The following is an 18371-nucleotide window of genomic DNA, read 5'->3' on the forward strand; positions in this document are numbered from 1 at the left end:
GAGGTGTGTCGTGGCCGCCAGGAAGGTCCTCCTCATAGACGATGAGAAGGAGTTCGTAGAGGTAACGAAGGTCCTGCTCGAGGCCAACGGCTTCGAGGTGGTGACCGCGTACGACGGCCAGAGCGGCACTCAGCAGGCCCTCGCCGAGAAGCCCGACGTGGTCGTGCTCGACGTGATGATGGAGACGCGCACCGCCGGCTTCGACGTCGCCCGCCGGCTGCGGGCCAACGACGAGACCAAGGGCATCCCCATCATCATGCTGACGGCCGTCAACCAGGAAGTGCCCTGGCGCTTCGAGCCGGACGACATCTGGCTGCCGGTCGACGTGTTCCTGGACAAGCCCGTGAGCCCGGAGCGCCTGCTGGCGGAAGCCAGAAAGGCCACCGGCTGACCGCCTGGAGCCGACCGCGGACTACCTGCCGGCCGGATCCCGCCCGGCCGGCGCCCCCGGAACGTAGCGCTCCGCCCGGTGGCGTACGATCTCCCCGCACGTCATGTAGATGACGTCCTCGGCGATGTTCGTGGCGTGGTCGGCGATCCGCTCCAGATGGCGGGCCACCGACAGGAGATGGATCAGAGCCCCCATCTGCCCGGGATGCTCGCGGATCGCGTTCTGCACCTGCAGGTAGACGTCCCGGTTCATGGCATCGACCTCGTCGTCGGCCGCGCACACCGTCCTGGCCAGCGCGGCGTCCAGGTTGACCAGCGCATCCAGGCTCTGCTTGACCATGGCCTGCGCGCCCTGGGCCATGGCGGCGAAGTCGAAGGGCCAGTCCACCCGGTCGTGCGTGGCCAGGTACTGCGCCCGCTCGGCGATGTTGACCGCCAGGTCGCCGATCCGCTCCAGGTCGCTGTTGATCTTCAGCACGGCCACGATGAACCGCAGGTCGATGGCGACGGGCTGATGGAGGGCCAGGATCTTCAGGCACTCCTCCTCGACGTCCACCTCGGCGCGATCGACGTCCGGGTCCGAGTCGATGACGCGTTGCGCCAGGCGCTCGTCCCGCCGCTCCAGGGCCAGGACGGCGTTCCGCACGCCCTCTTCGACGAGCGCGCTCAGCGACAGCATCTGCTTCTTGAGACTCTCCAGCTCCCGGCGCAAATGGGCCGACATGGCGCCTCCCTCCCCGCTATCCGAAACGCCCCGTGATGTAGTCCTCGGTCTCTTTCCGGCTCGGATTGGTGAATATCCGATCGGTCAACCCGTACTCCACCAACCGGCCCTCGTAGAAGAACGCCGTCAGGTCGCTGACACGGGCGGCCTGCTGCATGTTGTGCGTCACGATGATGATGGTGTACGCGCCCCGCAACTCGCCGATCAGGTCCTCGACCCGCGCCGTCGAACGCGGGTCGAGCGCCGAGGCCGGCTCGTCCATCAAGAGCACCTCCGGGTCCACGGCCAGGGCCCGCGCGATGCAGAGGCGCTGCTGCTGCCCGCCCGAGAGCGCCAGCGCGCTGTCGTTCAGCCGGTCCTTCACCTCCTCCCACAGGGCGGCCCGCACGAGACTGGCCTCGACGATCTCGTGGAGCCGGCGCCGGCCCCTGACCCCGTGCACACGAGGACCGTAGGCGACGTTCTCAAAAACGCTCTTCGGGAATGGATTGGGCTTCTGGAAGACCATGCCCACGCGACGGCGCAGCAGGACCACGTCGACGTTCGGCGCATACAGATCCTCGCCTTCGAGAGCGAGCAGACCTTCGGCGCGGCAGCCGGGAATCAGGTCGTTCATGCGGTTGATGGCCCGCAGGAACGTGCTCTTCCCGCAGCCGCTGGGGCCGATGATCGCCGTCACCCGGCCCTGGAGTATGGCCATGTCGACCGCCTTCACCGCCTCGTTGGCCCCGTAGTACACCGAGAACCCGCGGCTTGTGACCACGGCATCGCCCGGAGCCGCAGAGGCGGAAGTCGTCGCATCGTCGGTCGATCGGTCCCTCGGCGCAGCCATGACACGATTCACGGATCAACCCCTCAGTTTCCTGGTGACGCGGGCGCGCAGCACGACGGCCGCAGCATTCAGAAGCAGAACGACGCCGATCAAGGTCAGCACCATGCCATACTGCACGTGTCGGATCTCGTCCACGGCGGCGTGCTCGGTGGCCAGGTTGTAGATGCTCCAGGGCAGCGCCGGCGTCGGGTGCGTGAAGACCTGCCGCAGCGTCGGCACCGCCCCCAGACTGACGGCCGCGGTGAAGATGATCGGCGCCGTCTCGCCCGCCGCCCGGCCCATGCTCAGGATGATGCTCGTCAGCACGCCGGGCAGGCAGGCCGGCAGGACGACGGTGAACGTCGTGCGCCACTTCGTCGCCCCCAGGCTCAGGGCGGCCTCCTTGTAGGTGGCCGGCACGGCACGCAATGCCTCTTCAGAGGCCCTGATGACGGTCGGCAGCACCAGGCAGGCCAGCGTGAGCGACCCGGCCAGCACGCTCCTGGACGGGGAGACCTGCAGGATGTTGATGAAGAACGCGCAACCGAACAGGCCGAACACGATGCTCGGCACACCGGCCAGCGTGTTGATGCAGGCGCGGATGGCGCTGATCCACCAGCCGCCTCCCGCGTATTCGGTCAGGTAGACTGCCGACAGGATTCCCATCGGCCCGGCGACGAGCATCGCGCCGATCGTCAGGTAGAGGGTCCCCAGCACGGCCGGCCCGATGCCGCCGAAGAAATGCGAATCCCGGGAGTCGTCCGTCAGGAACCGTCCGTAGAAGGTCAACCGCGGGCGGAGCATCTCCCGGGCATTCCCCTCGATGTGCGCGAAGATCGGCTCCAGCGAGGTGCCCCGGAACTGCTCGACCCGCGGCACGAGCACCTCCACGCCCATCTGCGCAGGATCGGAGTAGTCATAGGTCGTTGCGTAGAGCACCTCCCGCAGCTTCACCCGCGCCCGATCCCACCGAGTCTGGCCGTACTGCGCCCGGGGGAGCGCAGGCTGCGGCTCGCCCGGGAACGGCCCCAGCAGGGCGCGCAGCGCGGCCTTGAGTTCGTCGAGCCGTCCGCCGTACTCCCGGCGCTCGCCCCGGTCCATCTCACCCAACTCCTTTTCGAACTGTGCGATCGCCTCGTAGAGGGGCCTGCGCGCTTCAGCGGCCAGAGCCAGCTCCGCCCGGATCTCGTCGCGGTCCCCGCGGCCGAACAGCTCCAGCATCACGCGCCGATGCTCCACCGTGCCGCGGAACAGGAAGGCGCGTGACCCGCGCACGAACATCGGCCCGAGCAACACCGCCAGTGCCCCCGCCATGAGCAGGATCGCCATGACGCCGAGGCCGGAGAAGGCCCGGTCCATCGTCTTGCGGGTGCTCAGTTGCACGGCTCACTCCCCCGTCCTTCTCGAGCGGCGAATCGCCCATTCGCTCACCAGGTTGCAGACGAACGAGATGGTCAGCAGGCACAGGGCCAGGGCGAACAGCACATGGTAGCGATCGGAGCCCGTGACGTGATCCGCCTCCCCCATGTCGCCGGCGATGGTGGCCGTCACGGTGCGCACCGGCGCGAGCACGTTCCACCACGGCGAGGGGATCTGCGCGGCGTTCCCCGAAGCCATCCAGACCACCATCGTCTCGCCGACCGCCCGCATCGCGCCCAGAAGCACCGCGGCCAGGATGCCGCTGCGGGCCGCGGGCACCACGACCTTCACCACCGTTTCCATGCGCGTGGCCCCGAGGCCGTAGCTCGCCTCGCGCAGTTCACGGCCCACGGTGCTGAGCGCGTCCTCGCAAACGCTCACCACCGTCGGCAGGGCCATGATCCCGAGGATGATCGAGACGTTCAACGCCGTCGTCCCACTGGCGATGGCCATGCCGTGCAGGGCGCGCGCCGCCGCCCCCACCGCCCCCAGGCAGGCCGCGCCGAACAGAACCCCGGCCGGCACCGCCACCGCCCGCCGCGCCCCCCCCCTCAAGCAGCCCGATGCCAGGTCGCCGAAGACGACGGCCGCCAGCACGGCGAGCGGCACGCCCACCACCAGCGTGCCCAGTGCCAGCACCCGTCCTCCGTGCTCCTGCAACAGCGGGGCGAACACGACCAGCGCGAAGAACCCGTAGGCGACCGACGGGATCGCGGCCAGGACCTCGATCACCGGCTTGACGGCCTGCCGCAGGCCGAACGGAAGCACGTCGCTCAGGCAGACGGCCGCGGCGATTCCCATCGGGCCGGCCACGACCATGGCGCCGAAGGTCACCATCGCGCTGCCGTAGAACAGCGTCAGGGCCCCGAATTCAGCCGGCTCCCGCGAAGGATACCACCGGGTGCCGCCGAAGAACTCGCCCAGGCCGCGGGAGCGGAAGAACGGGAGGGCGTCCCGGATGATCGAGTGGAAGATGAAGAGGATCACCGTGGCCGAACCTACCGCGATGGCGAACAGGAACGCCTCCCCCGCAAAGGAGGCCAGCCGCGCAAGCCGGCCGGCCCTCCTCTCCCTGACCAGGGCGCGGGGGCGGTGATGCTTCATGCCCTTCCTCCTCACGACGTTCTCGAAGCCGCACCCGGGTGCTCAGCGGTAGTTCGTGACCGGCACGAACCCGAGCCCCTCGACGATCTCCTGCCCCTTCGGCGTCAGGTGCAGCGTGGTATAGGCGTAGAGGTGGCTTCCCAGCGTCGGGTAGCCGCTGGTGAACAGGAACAACGGCCGGGCGATCGGGTAGCGACCGTTGACCACGGTGGCCGGCGTCGCCTCGACGCCGTTGATCTGCAGGCTCTTCACGGTCCTGTCCACGAAGCCGAGCCCGACGAAGGCGACGGCCTGCCGGGTCGTCTGCACCCTGGAACGCGCGGCGCCGTTGCTGCCGACGTACTCGGTGCCGGCGCCCATCTTCTCATTGCCCATCACAAGGCCCTGGAAGGTCTCGTAGGTGCCGCTGTTCGTGTCGCGGCTGACGGCCACGATGTCCAGGTTCGGGCCGCCCACCTGGCTCCAGTTCGTCACCCTGCCCGTGTAGATGTCCCGCACCTGCGCAACCGTCAACCCGGTGACGGGATTCGCAGGATGCACGATGACGGCGATCCCGTCCAGCGCCACGACGTGCGCCACCGGCATCACGCCCCCGTCGATGGCCGCCTTGAACTCGCTGTCCTTCATGAAGCGCGACATCATGGCGACGTCGCAGGTGCCGTTGACCAGGCTCTTGGCTCCGTTGCCGCTTCCGGACTCGCTGACCGACACCGTCTCCCCGGGGTTCTGCCGCATGTAGTGCTCAGCAAAGGCTTTGCCGATCGGTCCGACGGTCGTCGAGCCGTCCACGACGATGCTCTTCTTCTCCGCGTCCTGCCCGTGCACGATCGCCCCCGTGCCCGCCAGGCCCAGGGCCAGGGCCACCAGAAGGCCACCGGCCAACACTCCCTGCCTCCGCTTCATCCTGCAGCTCCTCTCCCGATGCCCGCCCTTCAGAAGTCTCGAGCGCGACCGCCGCGCCTGCAGTTGATTGTCTTGCGTCCCCGTTAGGATCGCCTTAAGACCACGTGACTTCTGCATTGCCGCCGGCCCTCCGTACAGCAGGAGCGGGCCCGGGCGGGCCCGCTCCTGCGGCTCCGTACAAAGCCTGCGGCCGTTCAATCCGTGCCCAGAAGCCACATATCGAAGCCGTATGCCGTCTTCGGCAACGGCAGGTGCGCGTGCCGGAGCACCTGGGCGCGCACCAGTCTGTCCTCCTCGCGCGCCAGTTCCTTGTGCACCTCGCTGAACTGGACGACGCGGGGGTTGAGCACGATGACCATCTCGGTGGTGCGGCGGGAGTTCTTCTCGCTGCCGAACAGGTGACCCAGGACAGGAATGCTCCCCAGCAGCGGGATCCTGGCGGTGGACTTCACGTCCTCGGTGCGTTTGAGGCCGCCGATGCAGACCTCCATGCCATCGCGCATCAGGACGGTGCCGGCCACGGCGTTGTTGCGGACCATCGGCGTGCCCGAGGGAGTCGCGCCGATGATGCCGTTCATTTCGACGGCGTAGAGCAGTTCGGTCGTCTCCAGGCCGATGTACGGTGTCAGGCTGAGTTCCAGGCCGACCTGGACGTCGCCGTTTCGCGTCAGACACCGCCCCTCCCACACGTCGTCGACGAAGGAGGCGCTGTCGTCCGTGCCGTCGACGGCGCGCTGGTCCAGTTCGTCCGGGCAGATGTCGAAGTGCAGCACCTCGTCGGCTGCCGACAGCGTGCCCACCTCGCCATTGCGGACGTTCAGCCGCCCGCTGGTGACGAGGCGCGCGCGGCCCTTGCGCACCATGAAATCGACGAACTCCGAGGTGAGCACGAAGTTGAGGCCGGCGTAATGGCCGCTCGCTGCCTCGCTGGACCCCCACCGCACGCACTGGAAGAGGTCCCTGCCGGGGCCGCACTTCCAGGCCACGAAGTCCAGCCCGAGGCTCAGGTCGTTGGTCAGTTCCACCTCGTAGACGGCCACGTCGAGCAGCAACTGAGGCGGGAAGACGTCGACCTCTTCCGCAATCTGCACGTATCTGGCCACGCGTGTGGGCTCGCCGCGGCAGAATATGGAATTCGCCGTGGTGTCGATGATGATCGTGCCGCCGTCGCCTCCGGCCGGCACGCGGGCGATCGCGTCCAGGTCTGCGGCATCCCGGAACCGCGCCCTGTAGTAGGCCTGCTGCGACCCGTCGACGTCTTCCTGGAGCCAGGCCACGTCGAGGGCCTTCAGGGCCTCCTCGATGTAGGGCAACTGGAACTCGGGGGCGATCACCTGCAGCCAGGCCTTGCCGGCCACCTTGTCACGGATCACCTCGGCGCGCCCGCCCTCCTTGGCCGTGATCGTCCGGAAGACGTTGCGGACCTCGCGCGCAGACGCATTGTGGATCGGGTAGACGCCCACGACGTAGTCGTTGACCAGGTTCTTCTGGTTGACGCGCAGGACCTTCACGGTTGCGTCCTCACGCGCGTCGATGTTGATCTGCTCGTCCTGGAAGACGTAGTTGTCGATGCCGCTGGCGGTCGCCGTCGGGCTCGGATCCCCGCGGCGATTGGCCACGCCGGAGGCCTCGTCGCTGCCGCCGGCCGATGCGGTTCCGGCGGCGAACAGGCAGATGCCGAGGGCCGCCATCAGGACTGCGTGTTTGCCCGTGCTGCTCATCTCGTCGCCTCCTCTTGCGGGTTCGGAGTCGGGAAGGGTGGAGGTCACTCGGTGCCCTCGCGGTCAAAGAGCCACTGATCGAATCCGGCTTCGGTGGCCGGCGTCTGCACGGGCACCCGGCGGCGGGCCCGCGCGCGGATCAGCGCCGCGTCGATCTCGGTGTTGGCCCCGCCCATGGCACCGAAATCCCGGACGACGGCCGCCGAGAGAACGACGACGACGTTGCGCCGTTTGACCAGGTTCTGCTCGCTGCCGAACAGCCATCCGAGGACGGGCAGGCTGCCCAGAACCGGGATCTTGTTGCTCTGCTGCACCATCATCTCGCGGCCGTAGCCGCCGAGGACGACCTCTTCGCCGTCCTTGACCCGCAGGGAGGTGTCGAAGCTGCGCGCCACGAGCTGGGGCCGGCCGGTCGAGTCGAACCCCGTGTGGCCGGTCACTTCCAGTTCCAGGTCCAGCGTCACCCCCTGCGTGCCGACCAGTGGCTGCACCTTCAGCCGGACGCCGGACCGGGCGCTGTCCAGGGCGCGCTCTCGCTGGTCGCCGACCACGACGCGGTCGTCCACGCCGGCCCGCAGGCTGGTCCGCCAGTAGAAGATGTGGTCGCCGACGTCGATGACGGCCGGCCTGTCGTGCCGCGAGATCACCTTGGCGCTCGTCAGCACGCGGGCTTTGTCCTTGGCCACGAGGAAATCGAAGAACCCGCTGTGCATGTTGAGCCGGTAGCTGTAGTGGTTGCTCGGCCCGCCGATCGAGTACCCGGGCACGTCGTCGGTCTCGGAGAGGAAGCCGCCGGCAAAGAGTTCGCGGCCGGGCCCGTTCTTCCACGACACGTAGTCCAGCCCGAGCGCCGTGTCGTTCTCCACGTTCACCTCGTAGAGAGTCGCCTCGATCATCACCTGCGCCGGGGGCTGGTCCAGCTCCGGCAGCCATCGTTCGATATCCTCGATGGCGCTCGGCACATCCTGGAACAGGTAGGCATTGACCGGCAGGTCCGCCACCTGGTCACCGGTGGCCCGGTTCGGCGAGAGCACGGCATTGACCAGGGCGACGAAGGACGGATCGGCCACGCTCCGGTGCCGGGGGCGGTAGTAGAGCGTCCTGTCGCCCGACGACGTCGTCAGGCCCGGCACGTCGATGACCTCCATCAGCCGGTCGAGATACGGGATCTGGTAGATGGGCACCATCACGACCGCCTTGCCGCTTCGGACCGACCCGTGAGGGTCCGCCGGATCTTCGGGCTTGCCGTAGAGGAACCAGGCCCCCTCCTCGATCTCCGTGCTGCGGCGGATGAAGCGAATCACCTCGTACGGGTTCACGTTGTCCAGGTCGTAGACCTTCGGCACGTAGCGGTTCGTCTGCGCCTTGTTGGTGGTACGCAGCACCCGGATCAGCGTCGTGGGCGCTTCGCCGGGTGACCGGAACTCCGCCCCGACCTCGCCCTGGGCGGCCGCACAGGGAGCGGCGCACAGAGCCAGAAAGACCGCTGTGAAGAGAGCCCTCCGCTTCATCAATCCGTCCTTTCCTGAGGAGATTCGCCGATTTCGAGAGCCTTGACGACACCGCTGTACGCGTTGACGGTGAAGGCCGCAGGCGCGCTCAGCGGATCATCCTCCGCGCCCAGCAGGACAACCCACACGTAGAGGCCGGTCTCCCCCAGCGGCACCAGAACCGCCCGGGCCGGCACGGTCCCATCGGCCCCCCCCTTCTCCCTTGCCAGGGCGACGGCCTGTCGGCGGACAACGATGCCCGAATAGGGGTCTCGCTCGAACATCCGCTCGTGCGACACGGCGAACGGCGCCGGCTCGGAGTAGCAGGTCGACAGAGGCGGCGAACCGGCCTCGGCCCCGCGGCAGCCGCTCAGGCCGACCATGAGCCCCCACTCGCCCGCCTCATCCGTCAGATCGCAGAACAGGAACGTGCGCCCGGTGCTCTCCCCCGGAGAGATGAGGCGGGGCTGCCCGGCGGCCTGGTTGGGGAGCACGGGCCGGCGCACCAGGAGTTCTCCCACGCCCGGCCGGCCCCGGCGGAACTTCAGCCCGTCGTTGTCCAGAGAGGGCACGAGCAGATCGCAGGCGCCCACGTTCGTCACGCTCACGGCCGCCCTCACCGGCTCGCCCCGTGCGTAGGTCGCCGAATCCAGCGAGAGCCGCACCTCCGCCGCGTGATCCGGCGGCCTCGTTGCCGCACAACCGACGGACGCCGCCAACGCGGCGACCACGGACAAGAGCACGACGACGGACCGAATGCTTCTGACTCCCGTGAACATGCGTCCGAATCCCTCCTGACCAGCCACTGTGAGATGACCTGAACCGCCGGGGGCGACGGGGCCTCCCCGTGCCCAACCGTCTCCGACCGCGACGGATCGCGGGCTCGTTCGCCGTTCGCGCCAGGACGTGTCACAGACAAGGAGCGCGCCCGTGATCCCATGTCACGACTGCGTGCATGCCATCAGGACGGCGCCGACTGCGCCGAGCAGCAACATGCCGGTCCCTTTGATGACAGCTGCAGGGGCCAGTCCTTGAGCAGGTCCGACAGGCGGCGTCGGGAGTGCCGCCACGCGGAAAAGTGTACAATCGATGCCGCCCAAGCCGCAACCAAACCGAACGCGATCAGGGAACCCATCAGTGAGCAGTCCGGCATGTCCCTTCACCTCCTTCCTCACGGACGCTCGTCGAGCGAGCGCGCCTGTTGCCGAATGGAAGGTTAATGCAGGGATGTTAGGGCAGGATGGAGGGCGAATGAGATTCGCGGGAGGTCCACCGGCCCGGACGCGGGACGCGATCTACGCCGGCAGGACCAGGCAGAAGGTGCTGCCCTCCCCCACGCGGCTCTGCACCGTCACCTGCCCGCCGTGCACCCTCGCGATGTGCTGCACGATGGCCAGGCCCAGCCCCGTGCCGCCGAGCGCCCGGCTCCGCGACTTGTCCACGCAGTAGAACGGCTCGAAGATGCGCTCGAGATGCTCGCCCGGAATGCCGCAACCGTGGTCGCGCACGCAGATGCGCACCCGCGAGTCGGCCCGGTCGGCCTCCACGGTCACCGTGGCCCCGTCGGGGCTGTACTTGACGGCGTTGTCCAGCAGGTTGACCAGCGCCTGCTCGATCAGCCGCGGGTTCATGCGCGCCTCGAGCGACGGCGGGCAGGAGGACTCGATGCGGATCCGTCGGTCGCCGGCTCGAGGTTCGCAGTCGGCGATCGCCGCGCAGATGACCTCCGCCGGATCGGTCGGTCTGAGGTCGATGGCTTCGGCCGCGGCTTCCCGTTCGATGCGGTAGAGGGCCAGCAGGTCGTCGATGATGCGCAGGTCGCGATCGACGGCGATGACGCCCTCGGCCATGCTGGCCAGCACCGCCTCGTGCTCCCGGTTCTGGCGGCTGACCGTCTCGATGTGCTCGCGCAGGCCGGCGGCCAGGACCTGGTAGCCTTCGCGGGCCAGGCTGTAGCTGACGAGCTGGACGATGTCCTCCTCGTCGTCGACGACCAGCACGCTTTCTCGGGCCATGGCGGCTCCCTGACCACAGGACGCTTGATGCCCTTCATCGTCGCGCCGGACGGTTAGGATACGACAAAGGCCGAGTCAAAGAACCGTGTGGCAGCCGCCTCACACGCGCGGCGCGGTCACCTGTCCGTGGGTGTCGATCGTGTACTCCTGCAGGGTCTTGACGTCCATCGCGCACTGCTTCATGCGGGCGATGGCCTGGCAGGCCGCCGTGGCGCCCCTCACGGTGGTGATGATCGGCAGGCGCCGCGCCCAGGACGTGCTGCGGATGGCCACCTCGTCGCGCCGGGGGTGCTTGCCGCTGGGGGTGTTGATCACGAGGGCGACCTCGCCGTTGATGATGCGGTCCACGATGTGCGGCCGCCCCTCACGGACCTTGTTGACCCGCTCGCACTCCAGCCCCTGGCCGGCCAGCCACGCGGCCGTGCCGTCGGTGGCACAGAGGCGGAATCCCATCTCGGCGAAGGCCGCGGCGGCCGCGGCGGCCTTGGCCGTCTTGTCGCGGTCGCGCAGGCTGAAGAACACGGTGCCCTCGACAGGCAGTTCGCAGCCGGCGCCCAGCTCGGCCTTGGCGAAGGCCATCCCGAAATCGTCGGCGATGCCCATGACCTCGCCGGTGGACCGCATCTCCGGCCCGAGCTGCGTGTCGATGCCGGGGAACCGAGCGAACGGGAAGACGGCTTCCTTGACGGCCACGTGCCGCACGTGCACCTCTTCGGTGAAGCCGAGTTCCTCGAGCGTCCGGCCCAGCATGACGCGCGTGGCCAGTTGTGCCATCGGCACGCCGATGGCCTTGGAGACGAACGGGATGGTGCGCGAGGCGCGGGGATTGGCCTCCAGGACGTACACCTCGCCGTTCCGCACGGCGTACTGCACGTTGACCAGGCCCACGACGTTCAGCCCCGTCGCCAGGGCCCTGGTCTGGCGGGCGATCTCCTCGCAGATGGCGGGCGGCAGCGTCTGCGGCGGGATCACGCACGCGCTGTCGCCGCTGTGGATGCCGGCTTCCTCGATGTGCTCCATGAGGGCGCCGATGACGACCATCCGGCCGTCACTGACCGCGTCGACGTCCACCTCGATGGCGTCCTCGAGGAACTTGTCGACCAGGATCGGCCGCTCCGGCGACGCCACAACGGCCTCGGCGACGTAGTGCCGGAGTTCCTCGGCGTCGTAGACGATCTCCATGGCCCGGCCGCCCAGCACGTAGGACGGGCGCACGAGCACCGGATAGCCGATCTTCTCGGCCAGCGCCAGGGCCTCCTCGTAGGAGACGGCCGTGCCGCTGGCGGCCTGCTTCAGACCCAGGTCGTCCAGGAGCTGCCGGAAGAGCTTCCGGTCCTCGGCGGCATCGATGCTGGCGCAGCTCGTACCCAGGATCGGCACGCCGTGGGACTCGAGTTCCCCGGCGATGTTCAGCGGCGTCTGGCCGCCGAACTGCACGATGACGCCCCGCGGCTTCTCCGCATGCACGATGTTCAGAACGTCCTCGACCGTCATCGGCTCGAAGTACAGCCGGTCCGACGTGTCGTAGTCCGTGCTGACGGTCTCGGGATTGCAGTTGACCATGATGGCCTCCAACCCCGCGTCGCGAACGGCCAGGGCCGCATGCACGCAGCAGTAGTCGAACTCGATGCCCTGCCCGATCCGGTTCGGCCCGCCGCCGAGGATCATGACCTTGTCGCGGGCGGACGCACGGCACTCGTCGGTCTGCTCATAGGTGCTGTAGAAGTACGGGCGCTCGGGGTCGACCTCGCCCGCACAGGTGTCGACCAGCTTGTAGCCGGGCAGCAGGCCCAGTTCCTCGCGCCGCCGCCGCACGGCCCATTCCCGGCAGCCGGCCAGCGCGCCGATCTGGCGGTCGCTGTAGCCCCACCGTTTCGCCCGCAGCAGCAGTTCCTCGGGCAGCGCCCTCAGGCCGCCGGCGCGCGTCGCTTCGCCGATCCGCCGCTCCAGTTCCACAAGCTCCCGGAAGTTCTCCAGGAACCAGCGGTCGATCCTGCTCAGGTCGTGGATCTGCTCGACGGTGAAGCCCGCCTTCAGCGCATGGCGGATGTAGAAGATCCGTTCGTCGTTCGGGACGGCCAGCTTCTGGGTGATCGTCTGCTCGTTGGGGGGCTCGACCGGGTCCTTGCCGTCGGCTCCGAATCCGTAGCGGCCGATCTCCAACGAGCGCAGGCCCTTCTGAAATGCCTCCTTGAAGGTGCGCCCGATCGACATGCTCTCCCCGACGCTCTTCATGCTGGTGTTGATGACGCGCGCGGCCTGGGGGAACTTCTCGAACGTGAACCGCGCGGCCTTGTAGACGCAGTAGTCCACCGTGGGCTCCTGCAGCGTATGCGTGCTGCCGGTCACGTTGTTGAGCACCTCGTCCAGCGTGTAGCCGACGGCCAGCTTGGTGGCCACCCGGGCGATGGGCAGGCCCGTGGCCTTGCTGGCCAGGGCCGAGGAGCGCGACAGGCGCGGGTTGACCTCGATGACGACGATGGCGTCGCTGTGCGGATCGCCGGCGAACTGGACGTTGACGCCCCCGCCCTTCATGCCCACCCGGCGGATGATCCGCCGGCAGGAGTCCACGTAGCGCGCGTAATCGGCCGTCGTCAGCGTCTGGGCGGGGGCCACCACGGCGCTGTCGCCGGTGTGAACCCCCATCGGGTCCACGTTCTCCATGCTGGTGACGATGATCACGTTGTCGGCGCAGTCGCGCATGACCTCGAACTCGATCTCCTTCCAGCCGATCACGCTCTGCTCGACCAGGACCTCGTTGACCGGGCTGGCGCTCAGGCCGGCGGCCAGCAGTTCGGGCGCCTCCTCCAGGTTGTAGGCGGTGCTGCCACCCGTGCCGCCGAGCGTGAAGGCCGGCCGGATGATGACCGGCAGGCCGATCTCCCGCACGACGTCCATGCCCTGGTCCACCGTGTGCGCGATGCCGCTGGCGGGCACCTGAAGGCCGATCTCCAGCATGGCGGCCTTGAACTCCTCGCGGTCCTCCGCCGTCTGGATGCCGTCCGGATCGCACCCGAGGACCTCCACGCCGTAGCGCTCGTAGACGCCCGCGCGCGCCAGGAACACGGCCACGTTCAGGCCCGTCTGCCCGCCCAGCGTCGGCAGCACGGCGTCCGGCCGCTCCCGGGCGATGATCTTCTCGATCACCTCGGCCGTGATGGGCTCAACGTAGGTGCGGTGGGCCATGACCGGGTCGGTCATGATGGTGGCCGGGTTGCTGTTGATCAGAACGACCTCGTAGCCCTCCTCCAGCAGCGCCCTGCACGCCTGGCTCCCGCTGTAGTCGAACTCGCAGGCCTGGCCGATCACCACCGGGCCGCTGCCGATCATCAGTATCTTCTTCAGGTCCGTTCGCTTGGGCATGGCCGCGTCGAGTCCTTCACGAACAGCCGCGCGCAGGGTGGCGCACGGTCAACTGATCTCTTCGATGAACCGCCGCACGTGCGCGCTCACCTCGCCCGGCAGCGGCGCCGTCGGCATGAACTGGATCCCCGTCGCCGTGCCGTCCGCCGAACGGATCCCCTCCACCGTGCCGTCGTTGACGTTCTCCCACAGCAGTTCCGCCCGATCGCTTCCGCACACGCTCCGGCGTTCCAGCACGACGGTATGCCGCTGTCCGGTCACCAGTGTCGCGCCGTCGGCGAGACAGCGCACGGGGTAGTTGACCCCGTGATGGCCGCGCCTCAGGAACGTCAGCGCGCAGCCGAGCGCCATGCCCAGCGCCACCTGGCCGAGGCCCCACGCGAAGACGGGCACGCGGCCCAGAAGGCCCTTCAGTGCCTCCACAGCCGCCTCAGGCGGCCGCGCCAGGGCCGGCCCGTCGCTGACGAAGACCGCGGCCGGCCCCCCGCCCAGGACCTCGTCGGCACGGGCGTCCGCCGCGTGCAGCACGGGCGCACACACCTGCCGAAGCTGCGCCAGCTCCGAACGCCGGATGCCCAGGTCCAGCACGGCGGCCGCCGGCCCGTCGCCCTGCGCATCCCCGCACCCGCCGCCGGGCGCGCATGCCGGACGCTCCATTCCCGCCAGCGACCGGCGCAGGGCGTCCGCATCCTCCCCGGCCGGCGCGATGGCCGCGGCCATCTCGCCGTGTTCCCGCAGGTGGACGGCCAGGCCGCGCGTGTCGACGTCGGTCAGGCAGGGCACGCCATTGCGCTGCAGCAGGGCCGCGAAGTCCTCCTCGGCCCGCCAGTGGCTGCGGCACGGGCTGAGCACCTTGACCACCAGGCCCGCCGGCTGCACCCGCGGCGATTCGGCAAAGGTCTCCGCCGCCCCCACGTTGCCGACCTCCGGATAGGTGAAGGCCAGCAGCAGACCGCGATACGCCGGGTCGGTGACCATCTCCTGGAAGCCGACGACCGCCGTGTTGGCGACCACCCAGCCCCGGGCCACCTTCGCCTCGCCGGCCAGTCGGCCGTTCAGACGGGTGCCGTCGGACAGCAGAATGTATCCGTCCATCTCTGTTCGCTCTCGGCTCTGTTGACGCTTCGGAAGGTCCCCACGCCGACCGCACGGTCGCCTTCAGACATACTCGACGGTCGCCGGCGGCTTCGGCGTCAGGTCGTACAGGCACCGGTTGACGCCCGGAAGGCTCGTGATGCGCGCGCAGATCCGTTCCAGGGTCTCCCAGGGCAGCCGAGTGGGCGTTGCCGTCCGCGCGTCCACGCTCTCGATGCAGCGGACGACGATGATCCGGCCGAACTCCCGCCTGCCGTCCCGGATGCCGGTGGCCTTGTCGTTCAGAAGGACGGCCAGGTACTGGAACGCCCCGCTGTCGGCCAGCTCCTCCTCCACGACGGCCGTGGCCGCCCGCACGACATCCAGGCGCTCCTCGGTCACCTCGCCGACGATGCGCGCGGCCAGCGCCGGGCCGGGGAACGGTATGCGCTCGCTGATCTCCGCCGGCAGGCCCACGAGCCGGGCCACCCGGCGCACGCCGTCCTTGCGCAGCGTCTTCAGGGGCTCCAGCACGCCGTAGCCGTAGGCGTCCTGAGGGTCGATCCCCACCTGCGACAGGATGTTGTGCTGGCGCTTGACGCCCGCGACGGTCTCCTCGATGTCCGTCAGGATCGTGCCGTGAATGAGGAACCGTGCGCCCGATTCCCGCACGATGCGCGAGAAGACGCGGGAGTAGAACGTCTCGGTGATCGCCCGGCGCTTCTCCTCCGGATCGGTCACCCCCCTCAGGGCGCCCAGGAACTCGGCGCGTGCGTCCACGAGCGTCACGGGGATGCCCATCCCGGCAAACACCGCCACGACGCGCTCCGGCTCCCCCTCGCGCATCAGCGCGCTGTCGATGAAGAACGTCTTGAGCCGCTCTCCCAGCGCCCGGTGACCGAGCACGGTGCAGACGGCGCTGTCGACGCCGCCGCTGAGGGCGTTCACGGCGATGCCGTCGCCCACGGTGTCACGGATCTCAGCGACCTGCTCGTCCACAAATGCCCGGTCGTCCATCGCTGTCTCCTGCAGGTACACCGGCGGCCCAAGCGGATGTCTCACGGGTTCCGAGGGCGCGGCGATGGGCCCACGAGGTGCACCGCCCGCGCGGGAATTCACCCGGGGATGGTATCGCATTCGCCGCCGGGACGCAAGTCACAGATCGGCATGGGATTGCGGCCCTCCGGCCGTCCGTGCCCGTCCGTGTGTGCGTTCGGGTTGCACGCCCGCCGGAGCACCGGCCGCCGCTTGACAGCAGGGCCCGTGGTGCGTAGAGTCCTTGTTCCGTACCCCGGCATCCATCGAGGCCGCCCCCGGGGCCCCTGCGGAGGTCATCGCGTGAGCTGGCGCGCATTCGCGATCGGGCTGCTCGCCATCGTCGTCGTCTGCCTCGTCGAGGTCTACAGCGGCGTCGTCCACCCCTACGGAAGCATCACGGGCACCACCCTGCCCGCTGCGGCGGTGCTCGTGCTGGTCCTGCTGACCGTCGGCCTCAACCCCCTCATCGGCCTGGTGCGGCGTGGCTGGGCGTTCCGCCGGGCGGAGCTGATGGTCGTCTACGCCATGGTCCTGTGCGCCTGCGTCGTGCCGGGCGACGGCTTGGGGGCGTTCTGGTACTCGGTGCTGGCGGGCGGCCCCTACATGGCGCGCCGGGCGGACCTGCACTGGGAAGACACCGGCTCGCTGACGGTGATCAGCGAGGACCTGGTGCTGAGCAAGGACCCGAAGTCGGTCGCCGCCCTGCAGTACTTCGAAGGGACCCGGGAGGGACGCGTCCCGTGGCGCATGTGGGTGCGCCCGATCGTCGCCTGGTCGGTCTTCTACCTGCCGATGTTCCTGGCCGTGCTGCTTCTGTGCGCGATCCTGAGGCGCCAGTGGGTGGAGGTGGAGCGCCTCATGTTCCCCCTGGCGCGCATTCCCCTGGAGTTCACCGAGGGGAGTGCGCGGGACGGCCTGCTGCCGGATTTGTTCGGCAACCGGGCGTTCCTCATGGGGCTGCTGGTGAGCGTCGGGTTCCGCTTCCTGCGCGCGGTGCCCCTGTTCTTCGACGCCGAACGCCGATGGGACCTGGCCCTGCCGCTGGCCGGCATCTTCTCAGGCACGCCGTTCGAGCTGATGAACTTCCACGACATCACGCTGAACTTCACGGCGATCGGGTTCGGATACCTCGTCCCGGCGGACGTCTCGCTGAGCGTGTGGTTCTTCTTCCTGTTCAGCCGCGTCGAACTGCGCGTCGCCCACAGCCTGAACATCACCAGCGCCCAGGGAGGCACCTACAGCAAGCTGATGAAGTGGCAGCAACTGGGCTCGAACCTCGTGTTCGTCATCGGCATGTTCTACGTCGCACGGCGCCATCTGTGGACGGTCCTGAAGAAGGCCCTCTTCCTCTCCCGCACAGACGAGGACGCCTCGGAACCCGTCAGCTACTTCTGGGCGTTCTGGGGCTTCCTGCTCGCCATGGCCTTCTGTATCGGCTGGCACATGTACTACGACGTGCCGCTCTGGGTGGCCGCCTACGGCATGGCCCTGCTGTTCTGCTGGTTCCTGGCCTACGCCCGCGTGACGGCCCAGGGCGGGCTCTACATCGCGCGTCCGATGTGGTGGATCCAGGAGACCATCCACAGCACCACGGGCGCGCTCACCGGCAGCGGCGCCGTGCTGATGACGGCCCACGAGAACATGCTGATGTACGGCTCCAACATCATGCTCATGCCCGTCGCCATGGACGTCTTCCGCATCTCCGACGCCATCGGCCGGCGCAAGCGTCTGCTGGTCCCCGCCATCATGTGCGGATTCGTGGTGGCGATCGTCGTCACCTCGTACATGTTCCTGAAGATGGCCTACGGCGTCGGGGCCGTCAACTTCGCCTACTCCTGGGCGACCATGAACGTGCCCCGCTACGTCTTCGACTGGTCCCACGCGATCATCAAGCAGCCTCGCCAGCAGATGCACTTCTACCCGGGCTCGTTCGCCTTCGGCTTCCTCCTGACCGGCTTCATCATGCTCATGCGGGGGCGCTTCTACTGGTGGCCCATCCATCCGATCGGCCTGCTGGCCTGCAACAGCTACGCGGCCCAGCGCATCTGGGTGCCCTTCTTCCTCGGCTGGCTGATCAAGACCCTCCTGATGAAGTTCTCCGGCGGCCAGAAACTGCGCACCGTCCGCGTCTTCTTCATCGCCTACATCGTCAGCGAGATCACCCTCGGCGGCCTCTCGACCGCCGTGCGCATGATCTCCGGAGGAGCCGTCCCCGAGTTCTGACGGCAGCGCCTGCGCTCCGGGCCGGACAGCCCCGTTCGGTTGACTCGCCCGCCCCGCACGCGGTACAAGGACGTTCGCACAGTCCTCTCGCTCGGA

At 68.6% G+C, this 18371-nt stretch carries 14 protein-coding genes; 2 read left to right on the forward strand and 12 right to left on the reverse strand.

From position 1 onward, the window contains the following. Positions 1–10: 10 nt before the first annotated feature. Complete coding sequence (locus GXY85_01445; GenBank protein ID NLW49494.1) at positions 11–391, forward strand: response regulator; 381 nt, start codon at positions 11–13, stop codon at positions 389–391. A gap of 21 nt (positions 392–412) precedes the next feature. On the opposite strand, the gene phoU is transcribed toward GXY85_01445, so the two are convergent. The 12 genes from phoU to GXY85_01505 all read right to left on the reverse strand — a co-directional run bounded on the left by phoU (position 413) and on the right by GXY85_01505 (position 16031). Further along, on the reverse strand, positions 413–1114 hold the full coding sequence (gene phoU / locus GXY85_01450; GenBank protein NLW49495.1) for a phosphate signaling complex protein PhoU: 702 nt from the start codon (positions 1112–1114) through the stop codon (positions 413–415). Between the two features lie 16 nt (positions 1115–1130). Further along, positions 1131–1946: a phosphate ABC transporter ATP-binding protein gene (locus tag GXY85_01455; GenBank protein NLW49496.1), complete on the reverse strand. Its 816-nt coding sequence runs from the start codon at positions 1944–1946 to the stop codon at positions 1131–1133. Positions 1947–1961: 15 nt separating this feature from the next. Further along, positions 1962–3308 carry a phosphate ABC transporter permease PstA gene (pstA, locus tag GXY85_01460; protein ID NLW49497.1) on the reverse strand — a complete coding sequence of 449 codons (1347 nt, stop codon included), beginning with the start codon at positions 3306–3308 and terminating at the stop codon, positions 1962–1964. A gap of 3 nt (positions 3309–3311) precedes the next feature. Next, a complete protein-coding gene (locus GXY85_01465) occupies positions 3312–4448 on the reverse strand; it encodes a phosphate ABC transporter permease subunit PstC (protein ID NLW49498.1) in 1137 nt (378 codons plus the stop codon). Positions 4449–4490: 42 nt separating this feature from the next. Then, positions 4491–5351, reverse strand: a complete 861-nt coding sequence (locus GXY85_01470; protein ID NLW49499.1) for a phosphate ABC transporter substrate-binding protein — start codon at positions 5349–5351, stop codon at positions 4491–4493. Between the two features lie 194 nt (positions 5352–5545). After that, on the reverse strand, positions 5546–7072 hold the full coding sequence (locus GXY85_01475; protein ID NLW49500.1) for a hypothetical protein: 1527 nt from the start codon (positions 7070–7072) through the stop codon (positions 5546–5548). A gap of 44 nt (positions 7073–7116) precedes the next feature. Beyond that, positions 7117–8583 (reverse strand): hypothetical protein, encoded by a 1467-nt coding sequence (locus GXY85_01480; protein ID NLW49501.1) that lies wholly within the window; start codon positions 8581–8583, stop codon positions 7117–7119. After that, positions 8583–9341 (reverse strand): hypothetical protein, encoded by a 759-nt coding sequence (locus GXY85_01485; GenBank protein NLW49502.1) that lies wholly within the window; start codon positions 9339–9341, stop codon positions 8583–8585. Before GXY85_01485 ends, GXY85_01480 begins: the two co-directional genes overlap by 1 nt. A 516-nt stretch (positions 9342–9857) precedes the next feature. Beyond that, the gene (locus tag GXY85_01490; GenBank protein ID NLW49503.1) at positions 9858–10412 is read right to left on the reverse strand and encodes a hypothetical protein; all 555 of its coding nucleotides are present in this window, start codon (positions 10410–10412) and stop codon (positions 9858–9860) included. A gap of 264 nt (positions 10413–10676) precedes the next feature. Continuing rightward, positions 10677–13940 carry a carbamoyl-phosphate synthase large subunit gene (carB, locus tag GXY85_01495; GenBank protein ID NLW49504.1) on the reverse strand — a complete coding sequence of 1088 codons (3264 nt, stop codon included), beginning with the start codon at positions 13938–13940 and terminating at the stop codon, positions 10677–10679. Positions 13941–13988: 48 nt separating this feature from the next. Then, on the reverse strand, positions 13989–15035 hold the full coding sequence (locus GXY85_01500) for a hypothetical protein (GenBank protein ID NLW49505.1): 1047 nt from the start codon (positions 15033–15035) through the stop codon (positions 13989–13991). Between the two features lie 63 nt (positions 15036–15098). Further along, positions 15099–16031, reverse strand: a complete 933-nt coding sequence (locus tag GXY85_01505) for an ExsB family transcriptional regulator (GenBank protein NLW49506.1) — start codon at positions 16029–16031, stop codon at positions 15099–15101. Between the two features lie 321 nt (positions 16032–16352). Between GXY85_01505 and GXY85_01510 the strand changes: the two genes are divergently transcribed. Beyond that, positions 16353–18275: a hypothetical protein gene (locus GXY85_01510; protein ID NLW49507.1), complete on the forward strand. Its 1923-nt coding sequence runs from the start codon at positions 16353–16355 to the stop codon at positions 18273–18275. Positions 18276–18371: the final 96 nt, after the last annotated feature.

This window comes from Candidatus Brocadiaceae bacterium, assembly GCA_012728835.1.
Lineage (GTDB): Bacteria > Planctomycetota > Brocadiia > SM23-32 > SM23-32 > JAAYEJ01.